The 24,946-nt window shown below is 58.9% G+C and carries 24 protein-coding genes and 1 tRNA gene; 10 read left to right on the plus strand and 15 right to left on the minus strand.

Translation table 11 applies throughout. The features are described 5' to 3' along the window. Nucleotides 1-2: 2 nt before the first annotated feature. On the plus strand, nt 3-1,394 hold the full coding sequence (locus KUW67_RS16010; protein WP_224826337.1) for an MATE family efflux transporter: 1,392 nt from the start codon (nt 3-5) through the stop codon (nt 1,392-1,394). On the opposite strand, the gene KUW67_RS16015 is transcribed toward KUW67_RS16010, so the two are convergent. From KUW67_RS16015 to KUW67_RS16025, 3 genes are read right to left on the minus strand one after another with little or no spacing between them, the layout of a single operon-like run. Then, nucleotides 1,369-1,923, minus strand: a complete 555-nt coding sequence (locus tag KUW67_RS16015) for a gamma-glutamylcyclotransferase family protein (RefSeq protein WP_224826338.1) — start codon at nt 1,921-1,923, stop codon at nt 1,369-1,371. The two genes, KUW67_RS16010 and KUW67_RS16015, sit on opposite strands and share 26 nt — an antisense overlap. Continuing rightward, on the minus strand, nt 1,920-4,454 hold the full coding sequence (locus KUW67_RS16020; RefSeq protein WP_224826339.1) for an ABC transporter permease: 2,535 nt from the start codon (nt 4,452-4,454) through the stop codon (nt 1,920-1,922). Before KUW67_RS16020 ends, KUW67_RS16015 begins: the two co-directional genes overlap by 4 nt. Then, nucleotides 4,451-5,146, minus strand: a complete 696-nt coding sequence (locus tag KUW67_RS16025) for an ABC transporter ATP-binding protein (protein ID WP_224826340.1) — start codon at nt 5,144-5,146, stop codon at nt 4,451-4,453. The genes KUW67_RS16020 and KUW67_RS16025 overlap by 4 nt, the downstream gene beginning before the upstream one ends. Here KUW67_RS16025 and KUW67_RS16030 point away from each other — a divergent pair. Further along, complete coding sequence (locus KUW67_RS16030) at nt 5,145-5,834, plus strand: arylesterase (RefSeq protein ID WP_370635016.1); 690 nt, start codon at nt 5,145-5,147, stop codon at nt 5,832-5,834. The genes KUW67_RS16025 and KUW67_RS16030 overlap by 2 nt on opposite strands. A 50-nt stretch (nt 5,835-5,884) precedes the next feature. On the opposite strand, the gene KUW67_RS16035 is transcribed toward KUW67_RS16030, so the two are convergent. The 4 genes from KUW67_RS16035 to KUW67_RS16050 all read right to left on the minus strand — a co-directional run bounded on the left by KUW67_RS16035 (nt 5,885) and on the right by KUW67_RS16050 (nt 9,315). Next, on the minus strand, nt 5,885-6,091 hold the full coding sequence (locus KUW67_RS16035; RefSeq protein WP_224826341.1) for a cold-shock protein: 207 nt from the start codon (nt 6,089-6,091) through the stop codon (nt 5,885-5,887). Between the two features lie 221 nt (nt 6,092-6,312). Continuing rightward, nucleotides 6,313-6,903: a hypothetical protein gene (locus KUW67_RS16040; protein WP_224826342.1), complete on the minus strand. Its 591-nt coding sequence runs from the start codon at nt 6,901-6,903 to the stop codon at nt 6,313-6,315. Then, nucleotides 6,900-8,555: an energy-dependent translational throttle protein EttA gene (gene ettA, locus KUW67_RS16045; RefSeq protein ID WP_224826343.1), complete on the minus strand. Its 1,656-nt coding sequence runs from the start codon at nt 8,553-8,555 to the stop codon at nt 6,900-6,902. The genes KUW67_RS16040 and ettA overlap by 4 nt, the downstream gene beginning before the upstream one ends. Nucleotides 8,556-8,619: 64 nt before the next feature. Next, nucleotides 8,620-9,315 (minus strand): DUF2268 domain-containing putative Zn-dependent protease, encoded by a 696-nt coding sequence (locus KUW67_RS16050; RefSeq protein ID WP_224826344.1) that lies wholly within the window; start codon nt 9,313-9,315, stop codon nt 8,620-8,622. 93 nt (nt 9,316-9,408) lie between these two features. Here KUW67_RS16050 and KUW67_RS16055 point away from each other — a divergent pair, with 93 nt between their 5' ends. Next, the gene (locus KUW67_RS16055; RefSeq protein WP_224826345.1) at nt 9,409-10,008 is read left to right on the plus strand and encodes a nicotinate-nucleotide adenylyltransferase; all 600 of its coding nucleotides are present in this window, start codon (nt 9,409-9,411) and stop codon (nt 10,006-10,008) included. Here KUW67_RS16055 and KUW67_RS16060 read toward each other — a convergent pair. After that, nucleotides 9,990-10,922 carry a DMT family transporter gene (locus tag KUW67_RS16060; RefSeq protein ID WP_370635017.1) on the minus strand — a complete coding sequence of 311 codons (933 nt, stop codon included), beginning with the start codon at nt 10,920-10,922 and terminating at the stop codon, nt 9,990-9,992. The two genes, KUW67_RS16055 and KUW67_RS16060, sit on opposite strands and share 19 nt — an antisense overlap. A gap of 4 nt (nt 10,923-10,926) precedes the next feature. Here KUW67_RS16060 and dacB point away from each other — a divergent pair, with 4 nt between their 5' ends. After that, nucleotides 10,927-12,414 carry a D-alanyl-D-alanine carboxypeptidase/D-alanyl-D-alanine-endopeptidase gene (gene dacB / locus KUW67_RS16065; protein ID WP_370635018.1) on the plus strand — a complete coding sequence of 496 codons (1,488 nt, stop codon included), beginning with the start codon at nt 10,927-10,929 and terminating at the stop codon, nt 12,412-12,414. 9 nt (nt 12,415-12,423) lie between these two features. Here the strand turns inward: dacB and KUW67_RS16070 are convergent, their stop codons facing one another. Beyond that, the gene (locus KUW67_RS16070) at nt 12,424-12,846 is read right to left on the minus strand and encodes a tellurite resistance TerB family protein (protein WP_224826347.1); all 423 of its coding nucleotides are present in this window, start codon (nt 12,844-12,846) and stop codon (nt 12,424-12,426) included. A gap of 112 nt (nt 12,847-12,958) precedes the next feature. On the opposite strand from KUW67_RS16070, the gene KUW67_RS16075 reads away from it, so the two are divergent. The 3 genes from KUW67_RS16075 to KUW67_RS16085 all read left to right on the plus strand — a co-directional run bounded on the left by KUW67_RS16075 (nt 12,959) and on the right by KUW67_RS16085 (nt 17,398). After that, nucleotides 12,959-14,533, plus strand: a complete 1,575-nt coding sequence (locus KUW67_RS16075; RefSeq protein ID WP_224826348.1) for a lysine--tRNA ligase — start codon at nt 12,959-12,961, stop codon at nt 14,531-14,533. Nucleotides 14,534-14,581: 48 nt separating this feature from the next. Continuing rightward, on the plus strand, nt 14,582-14,992 hold the full coding sequence (locus KUW67_RS16080; protein WP_224826349.1) for a DUF4864 domain-containing protein: 411 nt from the start codon (nt 14,582-14,584) through the stop codon (nt 14,990-14,992). A 114-nt stretch (nt 14,993-15,106) separates the two neighbouring features. Continuing rightward, nucleotides 15,107-17,398 (plus strand): glycosyl hydrolase family 28-related protein, encoded by a 2,292-nt coding sequence (locus KUW67_RS16085; protein WP_224826350.1) that lies wholly within the window; start codon nt 15,107-15,109, stop codon nt 17,396-17,398. Here the strand turns inward: KUW67_RS16085 and KUW67_RS16090 are convergent. Then, nucleotides 17,395-17,880 carry a HugZ family protein gene (locus KUW67_RS16090; protein ID WP_224826351.1) on the minus strand — a complete coding sequence of 162 codons (486 nt, stop codon included), beginning with the start codon at nt 17,878-17,880 and terminating at the stop codon, nt 17,395-17,397. The two genes, KUW67_RS16085 and KUW67_RS16090, sit on opposite strands and share 4 nt — an antisense overlap. Nucleotides 17,881-17,937: 57 nt before the next feature. Then, the gene (locus tag KUW67_RS16095; protein WP_224826352.1) at nt 17,938-18,633 is read right to left on the minus strand and encodes a hypothetical protein; all 696 of its coding nucleotides are present in this window, start codon (nt 18,631-18,633) and stop codon (nt 17,938-17,940) included. Between the two features lie 133 nt (nt 18,634-18,766). Between KUW67_RS16095 and KUW67_RS16100 the strand changes: the two genes are divergently transcribed. Then, the gene (locus KUW67_RS16100; protein ID WP_224826353.1) at nt 18,767-19,177 is read left to right on the plus strand and encodes a universal stress protein; all 411 of its coding nucleotides are present in this window, start codon (nt 18,767-18,769) and stop codon (nt 19,175-19,177) included. Here the strand turns inward: KUW67_RS16100 and KUW67_RS16105 are convergent. Next, nucleotides 19,174-20,280 (minus strand): hypothetical protein, encoded by a 1,107-nt coding sequence (locus tag KUW67_RS16105; protein WP_224826354.1) that lies wholly within the window; start codon nt 20,278-20,280, stop codon nt 19,174-19,176. The two genes, KUW67_RS16100 and KUW67_RS16105, sit on opposite strands and share 4 nt — an antisense overlap. 129 nt (nt 20,281-20,409) lie before the next feature. Between KUW67_RS16105 and KUW67_RS16110 the strand changes: the two genes are divergently transcribed. Further along, complete coding sequence (locus KUW67_RS16110; RefSeq protein ID WP_224826355.1) at nt 20,410-20,691, plus strand: zf-TFIIB domain-containing protein; 282 nt, start codon at nt 20,410-20,412, stop codon at nt 20,689-20,691. Nucleotides 20,692-20,710: 19 nt separating this feature from the next. Here KUW67_RS16110 and uvrB read toward each other — a convergent pair whose 3' ends face one another. Beyond that, nucleotides 20,711-22,894: an excinuclease ABC subunit UvrB gene (gene uvrB, locus KUW67_RS16115; protein WP_304522398.1), complete on the minus strand. Its 2,184-nt coding sequence runs from the start codon at nt 22,892-22,894 to the stop codon at nt 20,711-20,713. A gap of 408 nt (nt 22,895-23,302) precedes the next feature. On the opposite strand from uvrB, the gene KUW67_RS16120 reads away from it, so the two are divergent. Then, nucleotides 23,303-23,614 carry an ETC complex I subunit gene (locus tag KUW67_RS16120; protein WP_224826356.1) on the plus strand — a complete coding sequence of 104 codons (312 nt, stop codon included), beginning with the start codon at nt 23,303-23,305 and terminating at the stop codon, nt 23,612-23,614. Between the two features lie 76 nt (nt 23,615-23,690). Here KUW67_RS16120 and KUW67_RS16125 read toward each other — a convergent pair. Together KUW67_RS16125 and KUW67_RS16130 are read right to left on the minus strand one after the other, a co-directional pair. Beyond that, a tRNA-Arg gene (locus tag KUW67_RS16125) sits at nt 23,691-23,767 on the minus strand. 56 nt (nt 23,768-23,823) lie between these two features. Further along, nucleotides 23,824-24,681 carry a lysophospholipid acyltransferase family protein gene (locus KUW67_RS16130; protein WP_224826357.1) on the minus strand — a complete coding sequence of 286 codons (858 nt, stop codon included), beginning with the start codon at nt 24,679-24,681 and terminating at the stop codon, nt 23,824-23,826. Nucleotides 24,682-24,946: the final 265 nt, after the last annotated feature.

The following is a 24,946-nucleotide window of genomic DNA, read 5'->3' on the forward strand; positions in this document are numbered from 1 at the left end:
TTATGGCGCAGGCCCCGGCGAAGTTTCTGACGGGGAGCCTGTTTAAGCATGTATCGGTGATGTCGCTGACCGCATCGGTCGGCTTGATGGCGGTCTTTCTGGTCGACTTTATCGACATGGTCTTCATCTCGATGCTGGGCAAGGCAGAGCTTGCTGCAGCCGTGGGATATGCAGGCGCAATCCTGTTTTTCACGACCTCGTTCAGCATCGGTCTGGCAATTGCCGCGGGGGCTTTGGTGGCGCGCGCTTTGGGCGAGGGCGACGAGGCTCTGGCCGCGCGCCGCACATCGACATCGCTGATCTATGGCGTGGTCTTTTCGGCCATCTTCGCAGCGCTTGTCTGGCTGAACCTGCGATTTTTTGCGGAGCTTTTGGGGGCGACGGGAAATACGCTGGATCTGACCGTGCACTACCTGCAGATCATCGTGCCGTCCTTGCCTTTGCTTATGATCGGGATGATGGGCGGGGCGATCCTGCGCGCCCATGGCGATGCCAAACGCGCAATGATGGCCACGATTTATGCAGGCGTCGTCAACGCGATCCTCGATCCGATTTTGATCTTTGGGCTTGATCTAGAACTCACCGGCGCAGCGCTGGCCTCTGTCTGTGCGCGGATCGCGCTTGCCGCGACGGCTTTGCTGCCAATTCTCAAGTACTATGGCGGATTGAAGCTACCAACTTTCGGTTGCCTGATTGAGGACTTGCCGCCGACCCTCACCATCGCGTTCCCCGCGATCCTGACTCAACTGGCGACGCCCGTGGGGCAGGCTTACGTGACCCGCGCGATGGCAGAATATGGTGAGGCTGCGGTCGCTGGCATGGCGATTGTCGGACGGTTGATGCCTGTGGCCTTTGCGGTGATTTTCGCCCTTTCTGGTGCGATTGGCCCGATCATTGGGCAGAACTACGGCGCTAAGAACAGTGCTCGGGTTGAAGGGGCTTTCTTTGCAGGCCTGACGTTCACCGGGCTGGTGGTAATCGGCATTTCGCTAGCGCTGTTTGGATTACGCGGACCTATTGCAGCGCTGTTTGATGCCGAAGGGGTCACGAGAGACCTGGTCTTCTTGTTTTGCGGGCCGCTTGCGCTTTTGTTTTTCTTCAACGGTGTTCTTTTTGTCTCAAATGCTGCGTTCAACAATCTGGGCCATCCGTTCTATTCCACTTGGGTGAACTGGGGGCGGCACACGCTTGGCACGATGCCGCTGGTGGCGCTTTGCGCTTGGGCGTTTGGCGCACCTGGCGTGCTGATCGGACAGGCGCTGGGCGGCGTTGTCTTCGGAACGGTCGCGTTCTTTCTGGCGCGCAAGGTGATCCGGGACGGGCACGCGCCGTCTGATCGTGATCCGTTTGCCCGACAGGCCCGGCTGCTTAGCCTTTTGAACTTGCGGCGATGAAATGATCGACCAGCGCGATTTCGCTGTTCGTCAGCGTTTGAGCGCGGGGATAGCGGGGCGCTGCGCGGTCGTTCAGGATAGGTGCGTTCCACCCGTCTGTGGTCGCGAAGAACCGGGCGACGCCGTCTTCTCCGAACCGGTGCAGATAGCCTTGCACAACCACATCCAGATAGCTGAGCAGAATCGGATGTTCGACCGACGGCGCGACATGGGCGTCGTCGGGGATCGCGTAGACCGCTGTTTCGCTGGGGGCATTGGTGGCTGTGATCAGCGGCGTCACATTGTGGCGGTCATAGGCATATTCACGAGCGTCTAATGCATGCCAGTCGGCGTCAGGGACGGCTGCGATAAGACCCTCAAGTGTCGTATTGGGATCAGGGCGCACGGTGAGGAATGCCGCTGTGCGATGGGTCGTATGACGCCAAACGCGCCGCCAGCCTTTCAGCGTCGCGTGTTGCACGCCGGGAAAGCTATGGGTGGCGGTGTTGACCAAGGATCCGTAGCCGAAGAAATGCGGATGATGGATCATTCGCGCGCGCGCAGCACCTGAGCAGGGCGGGCCGCGAGTGGGCGCAAGGCGAAGGCCAGACCGGCAAAGAGCGTCGCCAGCACACCCCCGATCACGATGACCAGCGCATTCGGCCAGATTACGGAGAAGGACGTCTCCATCACAAACGTGGTGACGGCCCATCCCGCTGTGATCCCTGCGGCGATGGCGACGAGGCCCGCGCCAGCACCCAAAAGCGCCGCACGCAGCGCAAAGCTGGACAGGATACGCCCGCGGGACGCACCGATTGTCTTGAGCACGGCAGCCTCGTAGGTGCGCGCGCGTTCGCCTGCGGCAGCGGCGCCGATCAGCACCAGAAACCCGGTCAGCAAAGTGGCTGAGGCCCCGTAAGAGGTGGCGGCGGCTAATCCCGCCAGCACGTCCGAGACGCGGTTGATGGCATCGCGCACCCGCACGGCGGTAATGTTGGGAAAGAGGTTGGCCAGCTCGCGCAGGATGCCTGCTTCGGCATCCTCGTCGGCATAGACGGTGGCGATATGGGTATGGGGCGCGCCTACCAGCGCGCTTGGGTTCATCGAGAGGATAAAGCCGATCCCGGCGGTCGAGAAATCGACCTCTCGGAAAGACGCAATCGTGCCAGTGATATCTCGGCCCAGTATGTTGACCGTCATGGTGTCGCCAAGGGCGAGGCCCATCTCTTCGGCTTCCTCGGCGGCGAAGCTGATGAGGGGCGGGCCGGTGTAGTCCTCGGGCCACCATTCGCCCGCGGTGAGGGTCGTGTTTTCAGGCTGCGCGTCCGTGTAGGTGACGCCCCGATCCCCATCGAGAACCCAGTGCCCGCCCGCAACATCACGGGCCGGGCGGTCATTGATGCGGGTGATGATGCCGCGCAGCATGGGCGCGCTGTCAACGCGGGACACGGCCTCGTTCGCATCCAGACGTTCGCGGAACTCGGGCAGTTGGTCGTTCTGGATGTCGACGAAGAAATAGCTGGGTGCGACCTCAGGAAGCTCTCCGGCGATGGCGTTGCGCAGGTTGCCGTCGATCTGGCCGACGGCGGCGAGGACCGACAGGCCAAGGCCAAGGGAAAGGACGACAGAGGTTGCCTCTTCACGTGGGCCGCCAATAGAGCCGAGGGCGAGGCGCAGCGCAGTACGCCCCCGGGTAGAGCGCAGCTTGGTGGCGCGGCGGGCAAGCGCACGGATGCCCATCGCAGCGAGGGTCAGCACAAGAAGCACGCCGACGATGCCGCCTGCGGTCGCCAAGGTCAGCGTCATCGCGTCAGAGAACCAGATGGCGATCCAGATAAGCGCGGCAAGCAAGGCCGATATCGCGATCAGGTAAGGCCACGCTGGTAGCAAACTGCCACTGCCCAATGCGTCGCGAAAGAGGGTCGCGGCGCGGATGTCGTCTGTGCGGGCCAGCGGCCAAAGCGTGAAGATGAGCGCGGCGAGCGCGCCGTAGATCGCGGCTTCCAGAAGCGGAGCAGGGTAGATCGCGAAAACGGCGGGGATTGGCAAGCGTGCCTCGATGATCGGAGAGAGGAGCAGTGGTAGACCTGCGCCCAAAACCAATCCCAACAGGATACCCAGAATCGTGAGCGCGCCGATTTGCAGGAAATACGTCTGAAAGATCGTGCGACGGTCCGCGCCAAGGGTTTTCAGCGTCGCGATCACGCCGGTTTTGCCGGACAGATAAGCGCGCACCGCAGCGGAGACGCCAACGCCGCCAACGGCAAGGCCCGAGAGACCGACCAGCACCAGAAACGCGCCAAGGCGGTCCACAAATTGTTGCACGCCCGGCGCGCCGTTTCGCGCGTCGGTCCAGCGTAGGCCGCTGGCCTCAAAAAGGTCCTCGGCCTCATCCTCGAGCGCTTCCAGTGGGGCGGCTTCAGGCAGATCAAGGCGATATCTTGTTGAGAAAAGCGTGCCCGCGCCAAGCAGGCTTGAGTTGGCAAGGTCCTCGGTCCGGACAATTGTGCGCGGGCCAAGGGCAAAGCCACCTGCGGCGCTATCAGGCTCGGTGACAAGGGTTGCTGACAGAATGAAGTCTTGCGTGCCAAGGCGGAAGGTGTCGCCCGTCTCCAACCCCAGACGATCTTTGAGCACCCGTTCCATAACCGCACCGGGCAAAGCGTCTGTGCCTGCAAGCGCGTCGGGCAAGGGGATCGGCGGATCAAGCACGACCTCGCCGACCAGTGGGTAGGCCGCATCGACGGATTTGATCTGGGTAAGGCCGCGCTCTGCTCCGGTTGGTCCGTCCACAACGGCCATGGAGCGGAAATCAGTCACCTCCGACACCGCGATGGCCTGCGCGTTCATCCACGCGCGTTCTTCGTCGGTCGCGAAGCGGTAGGTGAATTCCATTTCGGCATCGCCGCCGAGAAGGGCTGCACCCTCGCGCTCCAAACCCGCTTGGATGGAAGTGCGAACAGAGCCGACAGCGGCGATAGCGGCGACGCCTAGTGCAAGGCAGGCGAGAAAAATGCGGAAGCCGCGTAAGCCGCCGCGCAACTCGCGGCGTGCAAAACGGGCGGCGATGGCAAGGCTCATTCGGCAGCGTCCCGTGCCGGGGCTTCGTCCACGCGGCCGTCGCGCAGATGCACGGTTCGGTCACAGCGCGCGGCCAGTTCAGGCGCGTGGGTGACCAGAACGAGGGTGGCCCCGTGGCGGTCGCGCAGCCCAAAGAGCATGTCGATGATCGCGGCCCCGTTCGGGCCGTCAAGATTGCCGGTCGGTTCATCGGCCAGCAGGATATCCGGACGCGGTGCGGAGGCGCGCGCGAGCGCGACGCGCTGTTGCTCGCCCCCCGACATCTGGCTCGGATAGTGGTCAATCCGGTGGGACAGGCCGACTGCGTTCAGTTCCTCTTCGGCCCTGTCGAACGCATCGGCATGCCCTGCAAGCTCAAGCGGGACGGCGACATTTTCGAGCGCTGTCATCGTGGGGATCAGGTGAAACGACTGGAACACAACGCCCATATGATCGCGCCGAAACCGCGCGAGCTTGTCTTCGTTCATCTGGGTCAGATCGCGGCCAAGAGCGGTCACGCTGCCGCCTGTTGCCGTCTCCAGCCCGCCCATCAGCATCAAAAGCGAAGATTTTCCCGAGCCGGACGGGCCGACAAGGCCCAGCGTATCTTCTTTGTGAACGTCTAGCGTGATTCCGTGCAGGATATCGACCCGTCCGGCATTGCCATCCAGCGACAAGCGCGCATCTCTAAGGGAAAGGACGGGTTCGGACATGAAAGGACGCCTGCTGATGTTGGTTGCTTTGGGATATGGGGCGCGGGCTCGGACGCGCAACCTGATGGCGCTGTTTTTCATGGTTTTTGCAAGTGTGGCCATGGCTGACCCGCTGCGCATCGCGGCGCTGGGTGACAGTCTCACCCAAGGCTACGGCTTGATGGAGCAAGACGGCTTCGTGCCGCAGCTGCAAGGCTGGCTGAACGAAAACGGCGTTGAGGCAACGGTCGTGAATGCGGGTGTGTCGGGGGATACGACACAAGGCGGATTATCGCGCATCGAGTGGACGTTGACGCCGGATATCGGCGCATTGATCGTGGCTTTGGGTGGCAATGACGTGCTGCGCGGGCTTGATCCTGCGGTCAGCCGGGCGAATTTGCGCGGCATCCTGGAGGTTGCGCAGGCCCGCGAAGTGCCGGTTCTGCTGATCGGGATGGAAGCGCCTGGCAATTACGGTCCGGAGTATAAGCAGGCGTTCGATGCAATGTATCCGGAGTTGGCTCAAGAGTTCGGCGCGCAACACCTTGAGAGCTTCTTTGCAGGCCTCATGCGCGACAGCGACGATCCCGCAGACCTCGTGCAATACATGCAGCCGGACGGCATTCATCCGAATGCGGACGGGGTTTCGAAGATTGTTGAGGCTGTTGGACCTGAGGTTCAGGCCTTGGTTGATCCGCTGATTAACTAAGCGCGATCAAGAGGTTGGGCGGCCCCGAACACGGCGCCGCCCGGAATGCTTTAGGCCAGTGCGAGGTTCGCAGCAGCTTCGCGGCCATTGCGGCCTTCTTCGACGTCGAACGTCACTTTCTGGTTGTCGGCAAGGCCGGTCAGACCAGCGCGCTCGACCGCAGAAATGTGAACGAAAACGTCTTTGCCGCCATCATCGGGCGCGATAAAGCCGTAGCCTTTTGTGGTGTTGAACCATTTAACGGTGCCATTGGCCATCCGTCTGTCTCCTTAAATTAACTGCCCACAGGATGTGGCAGGTCGGCTTGGTCATGCGTTTCAACTGACTGGCCGGATAGGAGCAGGTGGTCGAATAACGGTAACGGTCGCAACCCTCACATGGGGGGTGGGTCATTGAAAAGCAAGTGAAATAAATATGAAAGTTGCGCGTGGCGCCAACCGACGACACTCAGATCTAGCTGGGTCGCTGACACGGATTGTTATCTCAAGGTTTGCGAAACGTCTGCGATAATCCTCTCATTCGAGATGAAGAACATTAGGTCCAGCCCGTAGGCCAAGCGGAACCTAACTTCTTCTGGAAACTCGCTGAGCGCTTCAACATCCCTTATAAAGTCATCGAAGATTTCTAGTTTCTGTCCGGCATCAAGGCTATTGTAAACCGATAATAAAGATGTGGTCATCAATGCTGCGTCATGTGCAAACTGATTTCGAATCGCAAATATCCGTCTTGCGGATTTTATTTGCGCATTACTGAAGAGCCCAAGGTCTTTCGAAAGAGCCAGTTTTCCATTCGCACCGTTCACGGGATGCCGCTTTAGCCAACGCGCTGTTTTCGAAGCTATTTTTTCATTACCAATTGCTTCAAACCAAAACCCATCAATCGCTGCGTTTATTGCGCCTTCGACTACTGAACCGGCCTTCATTGCCAGAGACCAGTCGTCCCCGGCATTTATTGAGTTGACTATGAAGCCTGAAGCTAGGGAGAGCCTTTTTTCGACAAGGCGAAGATGCTTCTTAAATTGCCTGTACTGATCTTCACCTTTGATCGGTTTCCAAGTTTTTTCGCTCAACGAACGAACTTCTTATGCTTGATCCGCTTCGGCTCCAAAGCATCCGCACCCAAGCGCCGTTTCTTGTCTTCCTCGTAATCCTCGAAGTTGCCTTCAAACCATTCCACATGGGCCTCGCCCTCGAAGGCCAGAATATGGGTGCAGATACGATCCAGGAAAAAGCGGTCGTGGGAGATGACGACGGCGCAGCCGGCGAAATCGACCAGCGCGTCTTCGAGGGCGCGGAGGGTTTCGACGTCGAGATCGTTGGTCGGTTCGTCGAGCAGCAGCACGTTGCCACCAGACCGCAGCAGTTTGGCCATGTGGACGCGGTTACGTTCACCACCCGATAGCAGGCCGACTTTCTTTTGCTGATCGCCGCCTTTGAAGTTGAACGCCGAGCAATAGGCGCGGGAGTTCATTTCGGCGTCGCCAAGCTGGATGATGTCATTGCCGTCCGAGATCACCTCCCACACGGTTTTGTCTTCGGGCAGCGCATCGCGGGTTTGATCGACATAGGACAGCTGCACGGTATCGCCGTATTCCAGCGTGCCGTCATCGGGCTGTTCCTGGCCGGTCATCATCCGGAAGAGCGTGGTTTTACCGGCACCGTTGGGGCCGATCACGCCGACGATGCCGCCGGGGGGAAGGGCGAAGGTCAGGTCTTCGACCAACAGCTTATCACCCATGGCTTTCTTGAGGCCGTTTACCTCAATCACCTTGCCGCCAAGGCGGGGGCCGTTGGGAATGATGATCTGGGCGCGACCAAGCTTTTCGCGCTCGGACTGGTTGGCCAGATCGTTATAGGCGTTGATGCGGGCCTTGGATTTGGCTTGGCGCGCTTTTGGGGATTGGCGCATCCATTCAAGCTCGCGCTCCAGCGTTTTCTGCTTGGATTTGTCCTCGCGCGCTTCCTGTTCAAGCCGCTTGGCCTTCTGTTCCAGCCACGAGGAATAGTTACCTTCCCACGGCACGCCGGAGCCGCGATCCAGCTCAAGAATCCAGCCGGTGATGTCATCCAGGAAATAGCGGTCGTGGGTGACGATCAGGATTGTGCCTTTGTAATCAATGAGATGCTGTTGCAGCCACGCGATGGTTTCAGCATCGAGGTGGTTGGTCGGCTCGTCCAAGAGCAGCATTTCGGGCTGTTCCAGCAGCAGTTTGCAGAGCGCCACCCGGCGTTTTTCACCACCGGACAGCTTCGTGACGTCTGCATCGTCGGCGGGGCAGCGCAGCGCCTCCATCGAGACGTCGATTTGCGCGTCGAGGTCCCAGAGGTTCTGGGCGTCGATCTCGTCTTGCAGCTTGGCCATCTCCTCGGCGGTCTCGTCGGAGTAGTTCATGGCCAGTTCGTTGTAGCGATCAAGGATGTCTTTCTTGGCCTTCACACCAAGCATCACATTGCCGCGCACATCGAGGCTTGCGTCCAGTTCCGGCTCTTGCGGGAGGTAGCCGACTTTGGCGCCTTCTGCCGCCCAGGCCTCGCCCGAGAAATCCTTGTCGATGCCAGCCATGATGCGCAGCAGTGTTGATTTACCGGCGCCATTGACGCCGACCACACCGATTTTCACGCCGGGCAGAAAGCTCAGGCGGATGTTTTCAAAGCATTTTTTGCCACCGGGATAGGTCTTTGAGACGCCGTCCATGTGGTAGACATATTGATAGGCTGCCATGGGAAATTCTCCGCTCGCGTGTCGCTGTTCGGCCTTAGATAGCGGGGCGTCCCGGTAAGGGCAATCAGGTGGAGCGGCGGCGGAAGACAGGGCGCATCATTTGCTCTTCGCGCGCGAGCGCTGTCAGCGCGGGTAAAAGTGCGTCTGCTGGTGTGTCGGCTGCGGTAGAAGCACGCGCGCCTTGTGTCCCTGCGAGCCACAGATGTGCCATTGCGTAGCCAAGGGAATAACCGGCCCAATTGGGCAAGTGCCCCGAGCCAAAGAACCAGCGGGCGTGGTCATATTCCGGGTCTGCCCATTCGCGCAGGGCCGCACCCGCAAGCGTTGGGATTAGGCTGTCGTCGATGGCGCATTCCCACGGTTCGGGTTCGGTGCCGTATACTTCGCGAACGAACTGCCCCGCCAAGCCCTCGCTAACCAGAGCTTCGCCTAAAGTGCGTCCATAATGGGCAGCGTCCCACCGCAAGGCGTGGTGTATTTCGTGCGCAATCATGCGTGACAAAGGCCCGTCGAGATTGCGCCGCATGTTGGGATTTTCCGGATCAAAACTCAGGATGATGACGCCCGCGCGCGGCGCATGTCCAACATGTCCAAGCTGTGGAATGCCAAAACCCGGGGTGGCTTGGACGACCAGATCGAGGCGCGGCAGGGTCACAACCTTCGCCAAGCGTTCTTCGGTCGCGACCAGTGTGCGATTAATCTGCGGCAGGACGGGATCCAGCGCGGCTCTTGCGTTCAGGTAGTGGACCGTCCAAACCATATACCTACGCTAGGCGGCAGCTTTTGGCTTGCCCAGCAGCAAAAGGCACACCGTTTAGGTAACTGGCGGGATGTCGCGCGAAAGGGAATTGAGATGCGCGAAGGCTTGCCGATGGCGCGGGCAGGGCAGACGGTTGGGCTGCTGGGAGGATCGTTCGATCCGCCGCATGCAGGGCATGTGAATATCACGCGACAGGCTTTGCGGCGCTTCGGTCTGGATCAGGTGTGGTGGTTGGTGTCACCCGGCAACCCGTTGAAATCGCATGGACCTGCGCCTTTGGAGGATCGGCTGGCGGCCTGTCGAAGGCTGATGCAGCATCCACGGGTGCGCATTACGGATTTCGAGGCGCGTGCCGGGACGCGGTATACGGCAGAGACGATTGTCGCGTTGCGGTTGGCCTATCCCGGTGTTCGGTTCGTCTGGCTGATGGGGGCCGATAACCTTGCGCAGTTTCATCGCTGGCAGCAGTGGCGCTGGATCATGCGCACGGTGCCGGTGGGTGTTCTGGCGCGGCCCGGAGACCGGCTTGTGGCGCGTACATCGAAAGCCGCGCAGGTGTTTGAGGGGGCGCGATTGTCGGGGCGGGCCTCTCAACTGCTTGCCTATGCAGAGGCGCCCGCGTGGTGCTTTATCAACGTGCCGATGGTGGATTTGTCGTCTACGGCGATCCGGGCTCAGGGGAACTGGGGATAAGTCCTTTTGCGGATCAGGGAGGCAAAGCCGGACCCGATCAGCAAGGCGAGACCCACGAAGGTCAGCGTGTCGGGCAGGTCTTGAAAGACGAGCCATCCCAAGGATGTGGCTGCGATGAGCTGGAAGTAGACGAACGGGGCCAGTTTCGTGCTGGGCGCCATGCGGTAGGCGACGATCAAAAGCAGATTGCCGAGCATTGAGCAGAGGCCGGAGGCGAAGGTCAGTGCTGCGATTTCAGCGGAGATTGGAGGCAGCGCTTGCAGGCCGAAAGGCAGGGTGACTACCGCGCTGATGGCAAGCTGGGTGAAGAGCAGCGATCGCGGGCGAGCTGTCTGGGCGAGCCATTTTGAGGCTGTGAGAAACGCGCCGTAGAAGCATCCGGCGAGGACCGCGAAAGCGAGGCCTGTCGTCATGCCAAAGCCCGGTTTAACGACCAACAAGACGCCTGTGAAGCCGAGGAAAAGCAGCAGCGTTTGTGTCCGCGTGATCGGTTCGCGCAAAAGCCAGCTGGACAGGAAGAAGCTGAGGATCGGGCCGATGAAGAAGGCTCCGAAGACATTGGCGATGGGTTCTGTTTGCAGGGCGGTGAGGATCGAGGTGATCCCGCCGGTCAGCAATAGCGCCCGGAACCAGACGCGCCAGTCTTTCAAAAGCGGCCATGTGCCCGCGGGAATGAAAGGCAGCACAAGCACGGCGCCGACCACGAACCGGGTCCAGGCGACATAAATCGGGGCGACGCTGTTTTGAGCAACCAGCAGCTTGCCCGCCGTGTCCCCCATCGGGATGAACGACATTGCGACAAACATCAAGGCAACGGGCTTCCACATGAATGCGGCGCTATCACGCGGATTTGCGGCGCGAAAGCGCAAATGGGCGGTTGAGCGCCGCGCGGTGCTGCGCTTAACTGGGGCCATGGGGATGCGTTTCAATCGTCGCGGATTTGTGGCCGCTTTGCTGTCTGGTGTGGCAGCGCCCGCCTTTGCAGGTGCACCTGCACGATCCGACAGGCCAAGCCCGCGCGGGGCCGGCGGCGGGTCTGTTGCGCGCAGGCCCAAGAGCACAGAACGAATTTTGGCCGAGGCCGGGCTATCAGGCGCTGTGGGTTTCGTCGTGGCAGACGCAAAGACCGGGCTGGTTCTGGAGAGCGTGGGCGCGTCAGCCAGTTTGCCGCCCGCGAGCGTCGCCAAGGCGATGACAGGTGCCTACGCGCTGGAGACGCTTGGATCGGAATTCACATTCAAGACGCGTATTTTCGCGCGTGGGTCTGTTTCGGGCGGCATTCTGAGTGGTGATTTGATCTTCGCCGCTGGCGGTGATCCTGTTTTGAATACCGATCATCTGGGCGAAATGGCCGCACAACTGAAAGCGCGGGGCATCCGCGAAGTGCGCGGTAAGTTTCTGGTCTATGGCGGCGCGCTGCCGCGGGTCGACAAGATCGACAAGTCCCAACAGGACCACTTTGGTTATAACCCGACGATCAGCGGCGCGGTGTTGAACTTCAACCGGGTGCATTTTCAGTGGAAGCGCTCCGGTGGGGCCTGGAACCTGACCATGGATGCGCGGGCCAGGCGGTATCAGCCTCAGGTGGCGATGGCGCAGATCAGCGTTGCTGAGCGCTCGACACCGGTCTTTGATTACCGCGATGGCGGGAATGTGGACCGGTGGCGTGTTGCAAGCCGGGCGCTGGGTAATGGCGGTGCGCGCTGGCTGCCAGTGCGCAAGCCTGAGCTTTATATCGGGGATGTGTTTCGCACATTGGCACGGAGTCATGGAATTGTCCTGCCTGCGGCGCAAGCAGGTAGTCGCAAACCGTCCGGGACGGTTCTGGTGCAACGCGACAGCCCGCCTTTGCGAATTCTCGTGCGCGATATGCTGAAATACTCGACCAATATCACCGCCGAGGTTGTGGGGATGACGGCCACGATAAAACGTAAAGGCCAAGTGTCCGGCCTGCGCGCGTCAGCGTCCGAGATGAACCGTTGGGCGCGGTCCCGGTTCGGAGTGCGCGCCGAACTGGTGGATCATTCGGGCCTTGGGGACGCCTCGCGCATCACGGCGGCCGATATGGTCAAGACGCTGGTCGCTCTGGGACCGCAGGGGCGGCTTGCGAGCCTGATGAAAGACATTCCGATGCGCAATGCAGAGTATCAGGTCATCAAAGGGGATCCGAACAAAGTGCGCGCCAAGACCGGGACTTTGCACTTTGTGTCCTCTTTGGCCGGGTATCAGCGTGCGCCCGATGGCACGGATCTGGCTTTTGCGATTTTCTGTGCGGACGTTCCGTTGCGCAAGAAGACGGCAAATGCCAACGGGGACCGGCCCCGCGGGGCGCGCACCTATAATGGGCGCGCGAAGCGCTTGCAACAGCGGCTGCTGCGGCGGTGGGGGCAGCTTTACGGGGCTTAATTCCGGAGCTTAAAGCGTCATGTGCCGGGCACGCGAGCCGCGTTCGATCGCAGCGGCGTGCAGACGGTCGATGTTCAACTCGTAGCGGATTTCTTCAAGCAGGCGCAGTTCTGTCTCGGCAAGGGTGCCGTCGGCGACGGCCACATCACAGGCCAGTGCGTAGGCCGTTTCGTAAAGTTGCGCGGGAAGCACATCGCGGATCAGGCCAAAGAGCGCGTCTAGACCTTCTTCCTGCTCGAACAGGTCAAAGACCGTTTGACTGATGGTCTGCAGCCGGTCAGCGTCGTACCCTGCGAAGATAGGTAAGTGGTTGACTGCATTTGTAATTTTCACAAGCTCGGATGTTCGGATATTCTCATCGGACGCTGAGATCGCGATCATGATGGCGGCAAGGCCATCCTGAGCAGTGAGGGCATGCGGTAGATCGGGCAAGGGGGACTCCTGTTGCGGTTGATCGGACTTTATTGACCTCTGAGCAGGCCAGCAATAGGGAGAGTGCCGAGAAACGGCGGCAAGGGCCGCATGTCAGCGAAAGTGATCCGAGATGTCGAATTTGCGCGATGAAGCAATGCAATCAAAGGCGTGGCCCTTTGAAGAGGCGCGCCGGGTTCTCAAACGCTATGCCAAGAAGGACCCCGAGAAGGGGTATGTGCTGTTTCAGACAGGGTACGGGCCTTCTGGCTTGCCGCATATCGGGACCTTTGGGGAGGTTGCGCGGACTACGATGGTGCGTCGCGCCTTCGAGATTCTGTCGGATATCCCGACCAAGCTGATCTGCTTTTCGGACGATCTTGACGGCTTCCGCAAAGTGCCGGGCAACGTGCCGATGCAGGAAGAGTTGAAGGAAGACCTTCATTTGCCGCTGACGAAAGTGCGCGATCCTTTCGGGCTTTATGAAGGGTTTGCGCAGCATAACAATGCGCGGCTGAACGAGTTTCTGGACAGCTTTGGGTTTGAGTATGAGTTTGCATCCTCGACCGAGTATTACACGTCCGGTCGCTTTGATGAGATGTTGCTGGTCGCGTTGGAGCGCTTTGATAAAATTCAGGAAATCATGCTGCCGACCCTCGGGGAAGAGCGGCGCGCGACCTATTCGTGTTTCCTGCCGATCAGTCCGAAAACAGGGCATGTGCTGCAGGTTCCTACGCTGGAGCGCAACGTCGCGAAAGGCACGATTGTCTATGAGGAACCCGATGGCGAGCGTGTCGAGATCCCGGTGACGGGCGGCAATGTGAAGATGCAGTGGAAGCCGGATTGGGCGATGCGTTGGGCTGCCTTGGGCGTGGATTACGAGATGTCGGGCAAGGACCTGATTGATAGCGTCACGCAATCGAGCAAAATCTGCCGCGCGCTGGGCAAGCCTGCGCCGGAAAGCCTGTCATATGAGCTGTTCAATGACGAGCAGGGGCAGAAGATTTCCAAATCGAAGGGCAATGGTCTGTCGATGGAGGAATGGCTGACCTATGCGGCACCAGAAAGCCTGCAGTATTTCATGTATCAGAAGCCGAAATCGGCCAAGCGGCTGTATTTTGACGTGATCCCGAAGGCGGTGGACGAGTATCACCAGCAATTGCGCGGGTATCCGGGCCAAGAGTTGAAGCAGCAACTGGGCAATCCGGTGTTTCACATTCACGGGCATAATGTGCCCGCCTCGAACATGGTCGTACCGTTTTCTATGTTGTTGAACCTGGCCTCGGTCGCGGGGGCGGAAGAAAAGGCGCAGCTTTGGGGCTTTATCCAGCGCTACGCACCTGAGGCGAGTGCTGAGACGCATCCTGATCTGGATGCAGCGGCCGGATTTGCGGTGCGCTATTACAATGATTTCGTGAAGCCCGAGAAAACTTATCGTGCGCCGACGGATCTGGAGCGTGAGGCGCTGGAAGAGTTGGCGCAAGGTCTGCGGGACTGGGACGGTCCAGCGGATGCCGAAGAGCTGCAAGGCCTTGTTTTTGCCTGTGGTCGCGAGCGGTTTGACCCGCTGCGGGATTGGTTCAAGGCGCTCTACGAGGTGCTGCTGGGCGCCTCGCAGGGTCCGCGCTTTGGCGGGTTCATCGCGCTTTACGGGATCGAGGAGACAGTGGCGCTGATTGAAAAGGGTCTGGCGGGCGAGTTGACCTAGCGTCTTTGTCGCCTACCGTCTCTCTCATAGCCATTGGGAGAGACGGCCATGCACCGACTGCTTTTTTCCGCAATTTTCGCCTTTGGACTGGCCGGATGGGGGCATGCGCAAGATGCCCGAGAGCCTGCTATTCAAAGCACGATCCAAGATCAGATCGACGCGTTTCGCGCGGATGATTTCAATACGGCGTTCTCCTATGCGAGCCCGATGATCCAAGGGATGTTCGGCACACCGGAGAATTTCGGTGTGATGGTGCAGCGTGGTTATCCGATGGTCTGGCGGCCCGATGATGTGCGGTATCTGGAGCTTGCCGAGAAGGGCGGACGGCTTTTTCAGAAAGTGATGATCCGTGATCAGAGCGGCGCATTGCACATGCTGGAGTACCAGATGATCCAAGTGAACGGGGATTGGCAGATCAACGGTGTGCAATTGCTTCCGCAGCCTGATCTGGGCGCCTGACCGCACGGTGGTTTGAGAGCCGCTTAACTTTCCCTTGATACCCCTCTTGCCCGACTGCGGATCGCTTGGATGCGCGGGGTCGAGCAACCACCGAATGCGGTGAAAGGGGTCTTCATGAACAAAGCGATTACCGATGGGCTGGTGCTGACACCGCCCGCATTTGAGAACGGTCTGGATGTGTGGTCGAGCCAGGATGGCACGCCGGGGTCCAACACCTATGCGAGTGCTGCCAACGCGGCGTTTGTCCCGGCAGATCAGGATTTCGGTGGGTGTCTGGAGCTTCAGAAAACCACAACCGTCACCAAGCTCCGCTATATGGGCGAGACACCGATCCTGCCCGGATGCTATCTACGCATCACCGCACGCGTGAAATGCGTCAGCGGTAGTCTTCCGTCCGTTCGGATTGCGGGTTGGGCCGGTGCGGCAGGTGGAACTCATGCCGCGGGTGTTCCAGAGACCGCGGTCAGCACCACGATGACCGACTACGGTGAGGTCTATGAGATTTCGGCGATCGTCGGCACCGGTGATCGCAATGGCGTCGATCTGGTCTGGGGCACGGCCCCGATTTACGGCCATTTCGGGATTGATCTGACGGGCGCCAATGGCGGCATTGTGCGCGTTGACGACATCCAGATCGAAGACATAACAGGTGCGTTCCTGCGTGACATGATCGACGTGGTTGATGTGCGTGATTACGGCGCGAAAGGCGACGGCACGACAGATGATAGCGCGGCTTTTGAGGCGGCGGATGCGGCCTCGGATGGTCGGCGTGTGCTGGTGCCGGCGGGCGTTTATTACATCGGCAATCACGTCACCATCGAAAGCCAGATCAAGTTTGAAGGCACGGTGACGATGCCCAAGAACATTCGCTTTCAACTGCGCCAGGACTTTGATCTGGCAACCTATGGCGACGCGTTTGGCGACGATCTGCTGGGCTTTAAAAAAGGTCTCCAGGCGCTGCTGAACTCTGCCGGACACGAAAGCTTTGATCTGAACGGGCGTCGGATTGCGGTTGATGGTCCGATTGATCTGCACGACGTCGTGGACAACAAGACAAGCTATCATATCCGGCGCGATGTGCGGAATGGTCAGCTTGAAGCGGCTGACACGACGGCTTGGGATACCGACGTTGTGACCTCGCAAGCCAGCTATTCGGCCAGCAACCCGACCCGGCTGACCAATGTGGTGAATGTCGCCAATATCCCCCAAGGTGCGTTGGTCGAAGGCACAGGCGTGGGCCGCGAGATTTACGTGCGCGCGGTGGATGTGGGCGCGCAGACGGTCACGCTTTCCAACCCGCTTTATGATGCGCAAGGTGTGCAGACTTATACATTCAAACGGTTCAAATACCTCTTTGATATGAGCGGGTTCTCGGCGCTAAGCCGCTTTGGCTTCGAAAGTGTCGAGTTTCAATGCAGTGGACGCTGCTCGGGCATTATGCTGCCGCGCGAGGGCTCTATCTTTCGGCTGAATGAATGCACGATCAACCGTCCGAAGGATCGCGGGATTACGTCGACCGGCGGGGGCGATCAGGGCATGCTGATCGACAATTGCCAATTCTTGTCAAACGAGCAGGGATCGCTGGTGGAGGACCGCACGACGGTCGCGCTGAACTCGAACTCGAACGACAACAAACTGCGCAACAACCGTGTGGTTCTGTTCGGACATTTCGCCGTGATGAACGGGTTCAACCACTTGATTTCGGGCAATCACTTCTTTCAGGGCGGATCCTCCACGGATGGGATCCGCCGCGCGGGGATCGTCCTGACCAACCCGCATGCGCGCACGACGATCATCGGCAATTACGTGGATAATTGTTTCATTGAGTGGACGAACGAGCATGATGCGACACCCGATTACACCAGTGGCTTTGGCTTCAGTGCGTTGACCATCACCGGCAACATCTTCTTGGCCAGTAACACGGCCAATTGGTTCAAGTGGCTGGTCGTGAAGCCTTATGGAACCGGTCATTTCCTGCACGGGCTTAGCGTGACCGGCAATACGTTCGGTTCGGTTGGAGGAAGCGTTCAGCGGGCAGAAGGCGTGGATACGACATTTGCCGATCTCGACAAGAACCGCTTCCGCAACATCACCTTCTCGGGCAACACGTTCAATGGCATTTCCGAGGCGGCATATAATCCGGTCACGATCCGCCACGGCGAAGGATCGGATGCATCTGTCTGGGTGATTGATTGCGCGCCATATCTGCCCTTTGGCGGGCGGGTGAAGAGCATTCAGGGAGTTGTGCCTGATGGAAAGGTCGAAAGCGGGGCGAGCGGGACGGAATGGTCCTTCCCCTATGCGCGTTTGCAGCAGGGGGTGAACAAGGATCAGATCAAACTGACCTGGAAAAACGCATGCCGCGGTGAGGTGCACGTCACCGTGCGCTGTGACACGCCCGTCTAGGCAAGATCGGCGGGGGTCAGGCGGAACGCTTTGCCGAAGCCCCCATTCAAATGCGCGTCTTGCACGTCGAACAGCGCGAAAGAAAAGTCAGCGAAGTCGATATAGAGCTTCGCCTTGGGATGCGTGGTCAGGTAATGGCCGCGCATTTCTTTGTAAGCGGCATCGCTATGGGCGATGAAACGGGCTTTGCATTGCAGCGTCAGGCGCGGATGGGTCAACGGGTCGCCTTTTTCCTCTGGCTCTCCAACCAGAAGCGAGCAATGTGGATCGGCTTTCAGAGCCTTGGTATGGGATGACAGGTCGCTGATCAGCGTGAGCGGTGTGCCATTCGGGGCCTGACCCACAGCGATGCGACTGACCATCGGCATGGCGGTGTCCGGATCAATCACGCCAATCGCGCCAAACCTGGCTTTGGAGATGAGGCCGCGTGCGAGCGTGCGGGCCTCGTCGGTCGTTTCGCGGATCGGATTGATCTCAGGCATAGATGCTCCTTTTGTTGGTCCAAAGGCTAGCGGGACCGCGGCGGGAGACAAGAGGGATCAGAACTCGGTCCAGCTGCCCAGTTTCAGCGCCGGCTCTCCTTCTCCTTGCAGGGGCTGGATGACACCGACTTCAAGGCTGACGCGGTCGGTCATTTTCCAGACGATACTAGGGGCGAAGTTTGTGTAGCTGTCGCCCTCGGCGGGTTGTCCGGCCTGCATTTGCGCGATGAACATCCAGCGGTCCCAGGGTTTGAGCCCCCAAGTGACATCGAGCTTGAGGCTGGTGCCGTCTGCCTCTTGCGTGGCGAAGGCATCCGCCCCGACCCAGCCGCGTGCCAGACCGCGCCCGTAGTGAAGCCCGAGGCGGGTGAGCGTCGTGTATTCGGCTTCCAGATGATCGGTGTCGATGATGGTGTCGATGAACTGCCCAATGGCAAAGCTCGCAGCATAGCGGTTCCGGGCGCCCTGATCGCCCAAGGCGACGCGGGCAAAGATCAGCGCCTGCCCGTAGGAGACGCTGTCGGTCATCATGCCGTCAAAGCCAAGTGTAACACGCGGGGTGAGCCCGTATTCCGCATAAAGGCTGTTCTCGGCACTGTGCGCGAGTTCTTCGATCTGGGTCGCATGGGTTTGCGGACTGGGGCGTGTTGTCGTTGAAAAGGACAGAAACACACTGCCCTTTTCGCGCGGCCATGCGCCCGCGACGCTGAGGGACGGCCACACAAGCAGCAAGAGAAGTATCGCCAGGCGCATTCACCAAGATGTCGCTGAAAATGGTAAACGGGCGGTTAAGGATGCTTAACGCTTGCAACGCTGATTTAAATCAAAGCGGTGTGCAATCTGGCATGGCACCAAGGTCTCAAGTCACGAAGGGAGACATACGTCCATGCTATATTCCAACATCATCGTGCCGGTTGCATTCGATCATGACCGCGACACGGGCCAAGCGCTGGAGATCGCCCGCGCGATCTGCGCCGAAGGCGGCACGATCACTGCAATGCATGTTGTCGAGGCTTTGCCGAAATATGCGACCGAATATCTGACGGAAACCCAAATCGCGCAGGCGCATCTGGATATTGAGGAAAGCCTCAAGGATGCGGTCGGGCGCGCTGATGACGTTCAGGTGCTTGTCGTGACCGGACATTCGGGCCGCACGATCCTGGAGCAGGCCGAAAAGAAACACGCCGATTGCATCGTGATCGCATCGCACCGTCCGGGGCTGCAGGACTACTTCCTTGGTTCCACCGCGGCGCGGGTTGTGCGCCACGCCCAATGTGCCGTGCATGTGATCCGTTAATCCGAGTGGTGCTCAACCCTGTCAACGGACTGGCCGAACCACGTCTTTTTGCCGGTGATCTTGATCTGATCGCCGGTGGACAGACGTTTGGCCAGCGCGTGGTCTTTTAGGCAGAACTCGTAGCTGTCCCACAGGGACTTCACGTCGGTGACGTAAACCTCCGTCTGATGAGTGCAGCGGTTATCGTAGCTGATGTCCTTGATCGTATAGGTCGCCTCGTATTGTTCGCCGCTCAAGACGATATTGGCGGCGACAGGGATTGCAGAGAAGCTTGCAAACCAAACCACCACTCCGCCGAGAAGTGCGAGCGGTGAACGCATCAAATACCAGCGTGCGGGGAGTTTGGTTGGCTGGCCAGACGCATCAAAAATGCGGATTTCGACCAAGACACACAGAGAAAGAACGAAGCCTGCCACAAAGGCATAAAATGCGCGCTCTGCGTAAATTTCTGCATATACGATTGATGGAATGGTGGGCATATATAAATGGCCAAACATCAAGAACGTTATCGGGGCCGTAAGCAGAAGCAGGTATGGCAGTATCTTCTTATTGAGAGCAAAGCGGCGCTTTTCATCTCTTTTCAGCAAGTCTGATGGCGGGTGTTGCTCTGTTGAAGAGGCCGTTGGTGGAATACGCGTGGCGCGGTATTCATGATCGCCGTTTTCGATCACCGCCTTTTTCTCGCGCAGCAGATCATATGATGCGCCGGGCAGCAGATGGTTGAAGATCAGCAGCACCATCATCACCAGCCATATCACGCCAGCATTGCTGGATAAAAAGCTCCATCCGGGAAAAGGAATTGGGGTATCTTTCAGAATAAGAAGCATGGCCGCACACATGAAGCTCCAACCTGCGGCGACCAAGAAGAAAGGTATACGCGTGAGCCATGAGAAGGACCACCGCAAGACGGTTTCATGCGCTGATGGCAACAGAAACACCGTTGCGGGAACAAAGAGGATCATCGCGCCGATATAGTTCATCGCACTGCATGAGCAGTCGAGGGCCATCAAGCTGTAGGTCGCGACAAAACCGAACAAGCCCAACAAAATCGCAAAGACATCCGCCAATAGAAGCCTGATCCGCATTCCAGTCCCCAGATCCATTCAATTCACCCAGAGGTTGCTTTGCAATTGCGGCAAGAGTTTGAAGGAGTGGCGGCTTTCCGAGGTGTTCGCTTGTTTTGTGACGGACAATCTCCATATCCAAAGGGCAACAACCCAAGGGAGCGCATGATGCAATGTCCAATTGACGGAACGCAACTGGTGATGACGGATCGCAGCGGGGTCGAGATCGACTATTGTCCGCAATGTCGAGGTGTCTGGCTGGATCGGGGCGAATTGGACAAGATCATTGAACGCTCTGCCGCGCCCACACCACCGCCACCGCCCGCCGGGCGTCAAAGCTATGATGACGACTATCGAGGTGGGGATCGCGATTATCGCCGGGACGACCGCGGGTATCGCAAGAAGAAAAAGGGACCGGGGTCTCTTTTGGGCGAAATCTTCGACTTCTGAGGTCGGGCAGGCGGGGCGCTTAACCGCCCCGCTTCTTGCGCCGTTTCACACCGCCGCGCTGACCCGGGCGACCGGCGGTTGAGCGACCTGCGGCTTTCTGGGCGTCATCCACCGCTTTCTCGACCGCGTATTGGCGCGCCATCGGATCGTCTGAGACGGTCAGGTCAACGGTTTCCAACCGCTTGACCTCGTCGCGTAGGCGGGCGGCCTCTTCGAACTCAAGGTTCTCGGCGGCTTTGCGCATCTGGTCGCGCAGCCCGTCCAGATGGGCCTGCAGATTGGCCCCAGCCATTGGTTTGTCGACCTTGGCGGTGACGCGGTTCATGTCCACATCGCCTTTGTAGAGACCTGCCAACACGTCTTCGACGTTCTTTTTCACCGTTTCCGGCGTGATCCCGTGTTCCTCATTATAGGCGATCTGCTTGGCGCGGCGACGGTTGGTTTCACCCAAAGCGCGCTCCATGCTGCCGGTGATCTTATCGGCATACATGATGACCCGGCCTTCGGCATTTCGCGCGGCACGACCGATGGTTTGCACGAGCGATGTTTCGGACCGAAGGAAGCCTTCCTTGTCGGCGTCCAGAATGGCGACGAGGCCACATTCGGGGATGTCGAGCCCCTCGCGGAGAAGGTTAATACCGATCAGCACATCGAAGGCACCAAGCCGCAGGTCGCGCAGAATCTCGATCCGTTCGATTGTGTCGATATCGGAGTGCATGTAGCGGACCTTGATGCCCTGTTCGTGCATGTATTCGGTCAGGTCTTCGGCCATGCGTTTGGTCAGCGTTGTGACAAGCGTGCGGTAGCCATCGGCGGTCACCTTGCGGATTTCGTCCAGTAGGTCATCGACTTGCGTCTCGACCGGTCTGATCTCGACCTCCGGGTCCAGCAGACCCGTGGGGCGGATGACCTGTTCGACGAAGACGCCGCCGGATTGCTCGATCTCCCACGCGGCGGGGGTGGCGGAGACGAAGACCGATTGCGGGCGCATGGCGTCCCATTCCTCGAATTTCAGGGGGCGGTTATCCATGCAGGAGGGCAGGCGGAAGCCATGTTCGGCCAGCGTGAACTTGCGCCGATAGTCGCCCTTATACATGCCGCCGATTTGCGGAACCGAGACGTGGGATTCGTCGGCGAAAACAATGGCATGGTCGGGGATGAATTCGAACAGGGTGGGGGGCGGCTCCCCCGGCGCGCGACCCGTCAGATAGCGCGAGTAGTTCTCGATGCCGTTGCAGACGCCGGTGGCTTCCAGCATCTCGATATCGAAGTTGGTGCGCTGCTCAAGGCGCTGGGCTTCCAGCAGTTTGCCTTCATTGACCAGCTGATCCAGCCGCGTTTTCAGCTCTTTTTTGATGTTCACCACGGCCTGCTGCATCGTCGGTTTCGGCGTCACATAGTGGCTATTGGCGTAGATCCGGATCTTGTCGAACGTGTCGGTTTTCTGCCCCGTGAGAGGGTCAAATTCAGTAATCCCTTCCAGTTCTTCCCCAAAGAAAGACAGCTTCCAGGCGCGGTCATCCAAGTGGGCGGGCCAAATCTCAAGACTGTCGCCGCGCACCCGGAACGAGCCGCGCTGGAACGCCTGATCGTTGCGGCGATATTGCTGGGCGATCAGATCAGCCATGATCTGACGCTGGTCATACATCTTGCCTGCCGCCAAATCCTGAGTCATCGCGCCGTAGGTCTCGACCGAGCCAATACCATAGATGCACGAGACCGAGGCCACGATAATCACATCGTCCCGTTCCAGCAGCGCGCGGGTGGCCGAGTGGCGCATGCGGTCGATCTGCTCGTTAATCTGGCTCTCTTTCTCGATATACGTGTCCGAGCGCGCGACGTAGGCCTCGGGCTGGTAATAGTCATAATAGCTGACGAAATACTCGACTGCGTTGTCGGGGAAGAAGCCCTTGAACTCGCCATAAAGCTGGGCGGCGAGCGTTTTGTTCGGGGCAAGGATGATCGCCGGGCGTTGGGTTTCCTCAATCACTTTCGCCATCGTAAATGTCTTGCCGGTGCCGGTCGCGCCAAGAAGAACCTGATCGCGCTCGCCCGTGTTCACGCCTTCTGTCAGCTCCGCGATTGCGGTGGGTTGGTCGCCAGCGGCGCTAAACTCTGTCTGCATGCGAAATGCGATGCCGCCTTCCAGCTTGGGGCGGTCGCGCACATCGGGGGCAGGGTTTTGCAGAACGGGCGTATTCATATCGATTCCTTTGCTGATCCCTCTAATTTGATCTGTTTTTGTTCTACTTCAAGCCATGTTCACGGGATGGCGTCCCATTGCTGCCACCTATTTGTCGCACTGTGTCAGACGGCCCAAATAAAATATATTTATCAGCGGCTTAAGGGCCAAGTTGACTGTCAACTTGTCAGGGTTGAATCAGCGGGCTTGTTTTTTTATTGCCAGAAAAAACCTCGAATTGTTACAAAATAAAGGCAAGCAGCAGAATTGGTTGCCGACCGGGTCACACACCCACCCACCCCTCGCTCCCTCGTGGACTGGTCGGCAGCCAATCTTCTTGCAAAACGCTCTGGAAATTGTGCTTTTTGTCCTCTTGCGAGAGACGCATTGCCTGTGGTTTATCAATGCCAACCGCAAAGGAAGCCTGCTATGCGTGCACGCATTTACCAACCTGCGAAAACTGCCATGTCGTCTGGCACGGCCAAGACCCATCATTGGGTTCTGGAATATGCCCCTGCGTCCAAGCGGGAGGTTGATCCGTTGATGGGGTGGACGTCGTCTGATGACACGCAATCGCAAGTGCGCTTGCAGTTCGACAGCAAGGAAGCCGCGCTGGATTACGCCAAAGAGCATAATATCGAAGCGATTGTTCAAGAGCCGAAAAAGCGCAAAGTGAACATCCGGCCCGGCGGGTATGGCGATAACTTCGCGACGAACCGGCGTGGGACGTGGACGCATTAGGGCAATTGACTAAAGGTCTTACGGTGTTTGTTCCAAACACCTATCGGCACTGTCATTTCGCTGCTCGAATTGACTTTGGCGTCCCCTGAAGGATTCGAACCCTCGACCTGCCGATTAGAAGTCGGCTGCTCTATCCAGCTGAGCTAAGGGGACGCTTGAGCGATGGCCTAGCGCGGTGCTTGCGGATTTTCCAGTTAAAAACGGATGCCCTAGACCCAAGCTGGCTTGCGGCTGCTGTCGACCAAGGACACAGCAGGCGCATGTTCACCGCCTAAAGCCAGCGTCGCACGGCGCAGGATGTCGATGCCGTCTTCGGATTGTGTCGGTAGGCTGGCACCGGAAATTGGCTCCCCGACAGTGAGGCGGAAGGGCTGACGATCCTTGTTCAGGGTCTCATGGAACAGGGTGATATCGCGCAAGGTCGGGTGCAGTAGATCGAAAAGATAGAACAGCACCGAGTTGCGCGCGCGAATGTTGATCGGGATAACGGGCAATTCAAACTTGCGCGCAATCATCGCGGCAGAGGGCATCCAGGGCCGCTCATGCAATTTCAGCCCTCGTCTTTTGGCCAGCCGTCCCGACGGAAAGATCACGCCCAGCCGATCCTCTTCAATCGCCGTGCGGGTCAGCGACATCGTCAGCCGGGTCTTTTTCAGCGACCGCCGCTCAGGCTTCCACTCGACCGGGACGATCATATCCTCCATCTGCGGTAATACTTTGAGGATATCGCCATTGGCGTAGAAGAACAGATCAGGCCGGACGCCGGCGATCAGGTGATGCAGGATGATCCCGTCTGCAATGCCGGTCGGGTGATTGGCCACGATCAAGGCCGGTCCGTGGCGGGGAATGTTCTCAAGCCCCGAGACCTCGACATCTTGCGCCAGTTGGCGACCCATTTCCGCCATGATGTGCGGGGTTGTCTGATGCTCGAACTGTTCGGCCAGTTCGAGTGTGTGTCCGTAGCTCAAAAGCCCGGTCAACGCCTCTCGTGCGACACGCGCATGCGGTTTATCGGCGAAAAGCCACGGGGCGCGGTCCGCAATCAAGGGATCAAAACGATCTTTCATACGAGTAAAAAACCAAAATCCCGCAACAGTTCCATGACGATGCGAAAATTTATGCCCTTTGGGCCGAGGCTTGCCAAAACCTCGCTTTAGGTCGGCAAAGGACCGCGTGTCAGAAACCCACGGGCAGGCGTCGGTTTTGGGCTGATTGTGTTGAAAAACTCTTGCTTGATCGAAGTGGTAATCGCTGATTCAATTCCTTTATTGATTGGGGGATTTGGCGATGATGGGACCAAAGCAGGAGGCACAAGCGGCGCTGTTTTACGAA

Origin of the sequence: Cognatishimia sp. MH4019 (assembly GCF_020177595.1) — a bacterium.
Taxonomy (GTDB): Bacteria; Pseudomonadota; Alphaproteobacteria; order Rhodobacterales; family Rhodobacteraceae; genus JAHTBL01.

Bases quoted from the DNA above. Each gene is read 5' to 3' on its own strand.
- KUW67_RS16095 (WP_224826352.1), bottom strand. From the start codon at position 18,633: ATGCGCCTGGCGATACTTCTCTTGCTGCTTGTGTGGCCGTCCCTCAGC.
- KUW67_RS16080 (WP_224826349.1), top strand. From the start codon at position 14,582: ATGCACCGACTGCTTTTTTCCGCAATTTTCGCCTTTGGACTGGCCGGA.
- dacB (WP_370635018.1), top strand. From the start codon at position 10,927: ATGCGTTTCAATCGTCGCGGATTTGTGGCCGCTTTGCTGTCTGGTGTG.
- KUW67_RS16100 (WP_224826353.1), top strand. From the start codon at position 18,767: ATGCTATATTCCAACATCATCGTGCCGGTTGCATTCGATCATGACCGC.
- KUW67_RS16085 (WP_224826350.1), top strand. From the start codon at position 15,107: ATGAACAAAGCGATTACCGATGGGCTGGTGCTGACACCGCCCGCATTT.
- KUW67_RS16030 (WP_370635016.1), top strand. From the start codon at position 5,145: ATGAAAGGACGCCTGCTGATGTTGGTTGCTTTGGGATATGGGGCGCGG.
- KUW67_RS16120 (WP_224826356.1), top strand. From the start codon at position 23,303: ATGCGTGCACGCATTTACCAACCTGCGAAAACTGCCATGTCGTCTGGC.
- KUW67_RS16110 (WP_224826355.1), top strand. From the start codon at position 20,410: ATGCAATGTCCAATTGACGGAACGCAACTGGTGATGACGGATCGCAGC.
- uvrB (WP_304522398.1), bottom strand. From the start codon at position 22,894: ATGAATACGCCCGTTCTGCAAAACCCTGCCCCCGATGTGCGCGACCGC.
- KUW67_RS16105 (WP_224826354.1), bottom strand. From the start codon at position 20,280: ATGGATCTGGGGACTGGAATGCGGATCAGGCTTCTATTGGCGGATGTC.
- KUW67_RS16055 (WP_224826345.1), top strand. From the start codon at position 9,409: ATGCGCGAAGGCTTGCCGATGGCGCGGGCAGGGCAGACGGTTGGGCTG.
- KUW67_RS16015 (WP_224826338.1), bottom strand. From the start codon at position 1,923: ATGATCCATCATCCGCATTTCTTCGGCTACGGATCCTTGGTCAACACC.
- KUW67_RS16075 (WP_224826348.1), top strand. From the start codon at position 12,959: ATGTCGAATTTGCGCGATGAAGCAATGCAATCAAAGGCGTGGCCCTTT.
- KUW67_RS16010 (WP_224826337.1), top strand. From the start codon at position 3: ATGGCGCAGGCCCCGGCGAAGTTTCTGACGGGGAGCCTGTTTAAGCAT.
- ettA (WP_224826343.1), bottom strand. From the start codon at position 8,555: ATGGCAGCCTATCAATATGTCTACCACATGGACGGCGTCTCAAAGACC.
- KUW67_RS16130 (WP_224826357.1), bottom strand. From the start codon at position 24,681: ATGAAAGATCGTTTTGATCCCTTGATTGCGGACCGCGCCCCGTGGCTT.
- KUW67_RS16020 (WP_224826339.1), bottom strand. From the start codon at position 4,454: ATGAGCCTTGCCATCGCCGCCCGTTTTGCACGCCGCGAGTTGCGCGGC.
- KUW67_RS16035 (WP_224826341.1), bottom strand. From the start codon at position 6,091: ATGGCCAATGGCACCGTTAAATGGTTCAACACCACAAAAGGCTACGGC.
- KUW67_RS16060 (WP_370635017.1), bottom strand. From the start codon at position 10,922: ATGGCCCCAGTTAAGCGCAGCACCGCGCGGCGCTCAACCGCCCATTTG.
- KUW67_RS16090 (WP_224826351.1), bottom strand. From the start codon at position 17,880: ATGCCTGAGATCAATCCGATCCGCGAAACGACCGACGAGGCCCGCACG.
- KUW67_RS16025 (WP_224826340.1), bottom strand. From the start codon at position 5,146: ATGTCCGAACCCGTCCTTTCCCTTAGAGATGCGCGCTTGTCGCTGGAT.
- KUW67_RS16050 (WP_224826344.1), bottom strand. From the start codon at position 9,315: ATGGTTTGGACGGTCCACTACCTGAACGCAAGAGCCGCGCTGGATCCC.